3 protein-coding genes are annotated in these 2,857 nt (G+C 27.7%); 2 read left to right on the top strand and 1 reads right to left on the bottom strand.

Features of this window, described 5'->3' with window-relative positions; genetic code table 11:
• Both OC698_RS02835 and OC698_RS02840 read left to right on the top strand, forming a co-directional pair.
• The coding region (locus tag OC698_RS02835) for a toprim domain-containing protein (RefSeq protein ID WP_304513187.1) at positions 1-848 on the top strand (848 nt) is incomplete at its 5' end.
• A gap of 18 nt (positions 849-866) precedes the next feature.
• Entirely contained in the window at positions 867-1,499 is a 633-nt protein-coding gene (locus tag OC698_RS02840) for a phase variable surface lipoprotein (protein WP_304513188.1), read from the top strand.
• A 738-nt stretch (positions 1,500-2,237) separates the two neighbouring features.
• Here OC698_RS02840 and OC698_RS02845 read toward each other — a convergent pair.
• Positions 2,238-2,857 (bottom strand): DDE-type integrase/transposase/recombinase (locus OC698_RS02845; RefSeq protein WP_304513189.1); only part of this gene is annotated, 620 nt, incomplete at its 5' end.

Below are 2,857 nucleotides of genomic sequence, written 5' to 3' on the forward strand. Positions count from 1 at the left end.
CTGCTAATCGCAATAACGAAAGTCAACCAGGATTAACTTATTTAACTCAAAAACGAAAATTAACTCTAGAAACTATTAAAGAATTTAAACTAGGTTATGCCCCGTTATCTGATAAACCCTTATCTTTCCGCTTCCTCAATTACTGTCAAAAGCAAAAGATTAATCTGGATCAATTATTAGAATATGGCTTAATCAAAGCCAAAACTAGTCGCCAAGGAAAAAAATATGTTCACGATACTTTTCATGGTTCGATCATTATCCCCATTGAAAATGGTTATCAGCAAACCTTTCATTTTTATCAAAACCATTTCCGTGAAGTTTCTTACTTTCAACCCAAATATCAAGCTTTAACTAATTTTAGTCAAACTCCCACTTTTCATTTTAGTTATCGGTTTTTCGCAGCGTTACCAGATATTAAAAAAACGAAAATCCTCATGATTCATGAAGGTTTTTTTGATGTGATAAGTTGTTGGCAAAACAATATTAAAAACGTGGTTGGTCTCATTTGTGTTGCCCAATTACTTTCTCAATCCCAACTAGAAATTATTAAAAAAGAAAAGATTAAGGTGATTATTGCCTTAGATAATGACGAAACAGGTCAAAAACGGAGTGAAGTTTTGGGCGAACAACTAACTTCCCAACAAATTCCTTATGAAATCCGAAGAATTTTACCTCCTTACGACCGAACTTGTAAAGATGTTGATGATTTATTAAGACAATTCGGAAAACAAGCTTATCAAAAATGTTTTTTAGACCCTTACCTCACTTATGAAAAAGCGAAAAAGAATAACCTAACCGATTTAGCGATTCGTTATTTTGGCGAAGACCGCGTCATTATTAAAAATTGAATAATCAGGAGACAAAAGATGAAAAATAACACCCATCAAGAAATTAGCATGGGAGGGAAAAATAATCAAACCACTCCCAATGATTTAATCCCCATTAAAAACTTTTTAATCAGCTTAAAAACCGATTTAATTAATCTCACCATTGTTGCCCATTCCAAAAAGAAAAATACTTATCAAGAAGCGAATTATCGTCCTAAAAATCAAACCCTTTTTGTGGATTCTCGCATATTAGAAGAAATTAAACAATTAAAAATCGCCTTAATTAAAGATACTAGTAATAGTAAACTATTACTTACGGATTTAACCCCCCTTAAAAGCCATAATAACCGCCTTCAAAACCACTATCCCCTTTTCCAAATCAATTATCAAAATGAAAAGAAAAATCAGATCAAAAAATTAATTGGTAAAATTGATGTCAATAAATTAGTAACTTTACAATTATATCCTCTAGATCCAAATAAGTTAGATAAATATCATAAACCTATCAAAACTAACTATAAGAAAGGTTTAAATATTATTTATTATCGTCAAGAAGATTTAAATTTTATCCAATCTTTTTTAACTAAAGCTCCACAAGGTTATCGGGTGAAAAAGTTACGTTCTGGTTATTTATCAAATTTAAATAAAAAAGAATTAAAAACGAATAAATAGTTTATAAAATTACCATTTTATTACCATTAGGTTACCATCTTGTTACCATATCACTTTACATATGTTCTTTTTAACAACAAGCTTCTCAAAGGAATGATACTTTATATTTTATATCGATAATGATAATGATACTCGATATTTGATATTATCGCATCATCATTCTTAATCATTATTGTTATCGATATCATAAAATTGCTTTGGAAACAACAATTTTGTTTTTAATTTATTTAAATCCTCAATTTAATTTTAATTTTTAAGTTAATAGCCTTACCAAGGATGGAATATATCTTATTTAAAAATTAAATAATTTGTCTCAATTATCGAATTATTACTTAAATAATTTTAAAAATTAAATCTTAAAGGATACACAAATGTAAGAAAAAAACCAAAACTGCAATAACAAAAGCGTTTAAATGAAAATAAACGGTTCGATTTGAATGATTAACATTATTAAAAATATTTTTATTTTTTAAAAAATGTGTTCGATAACCTTTCATTATATAAAATAAGGGATAACAAAAATTAATAATTACCTCCCCAATACTTAAAACAGATAATCCTAATTGAATCAAATAAAGAACATTCATTCTTACTTAAATCCTTTCTTAATCAATTTTTTACATAGAATAAATAACGATTAGGAATTGTTTATTTTATTATTATAAATATATTTAATAAAAAGCAATTTTGATTGTTCATAAATAATTATTTATTTAGTTTGATTAATTAATCTTAGTCTTAAGTTGAGATTTTTTTTTCTTGATAATTTTGTAAATAATGAAGGGGACTTTGATAATTAAGTTTCTTGATAGGCCATTTGTGATTATAAAAACTTTTAAAAGTTTGAATTTTTTTTATTATTTCCCCAAAAGAATAGTGATACCAATCTCCATAACGACTTTTAAACCACCCTTTTAAATTACTAAACCAGGATTCGATCGGGGCATTATCATTGGGACAACCAGGACGGGACATACTAATTAAAAAGCCTTTTTGTTGTAAAGTTTGTTGCCAAAAGCGACTACTATAACTACCACCCCGATCCGAATGAATAATACAAGGTTTAGTTAGCGAAGGTAAAACTTTAAAGGTCGCTTTAATTAACTTTAAATTAGGCTTTAAACTAGTTTTTAAACTTAAAATCTCTTGATGATAACCATCTAAAATAACTGAAACCCATAATAATCCTTGAGTTGTTGGAAAACAAGTTAAATCGGTATAAAGTTTGGTCAAAGGTTGATCGGCAACAAAATTGTTTTTGATTAAATTAGGTTGATAAGCGACATGTTGGTGAAAAATTTGGTTTTTCGTATGCGGACGTCGCCATTTCATTAACCAATTATTAGTTTTCATAATTT

Origin of the sequence: Candidatus Phytoplasma gossypii (genome assembly GCF_030586975.1) — a bacterium.
Taxonomy (GTDB): Bacteria; Bacillota_I; Bacilli_A; order Acholeplasmatales; family Acholeplasmataceae; genus Phytoplasma; species Phytoplasma citri.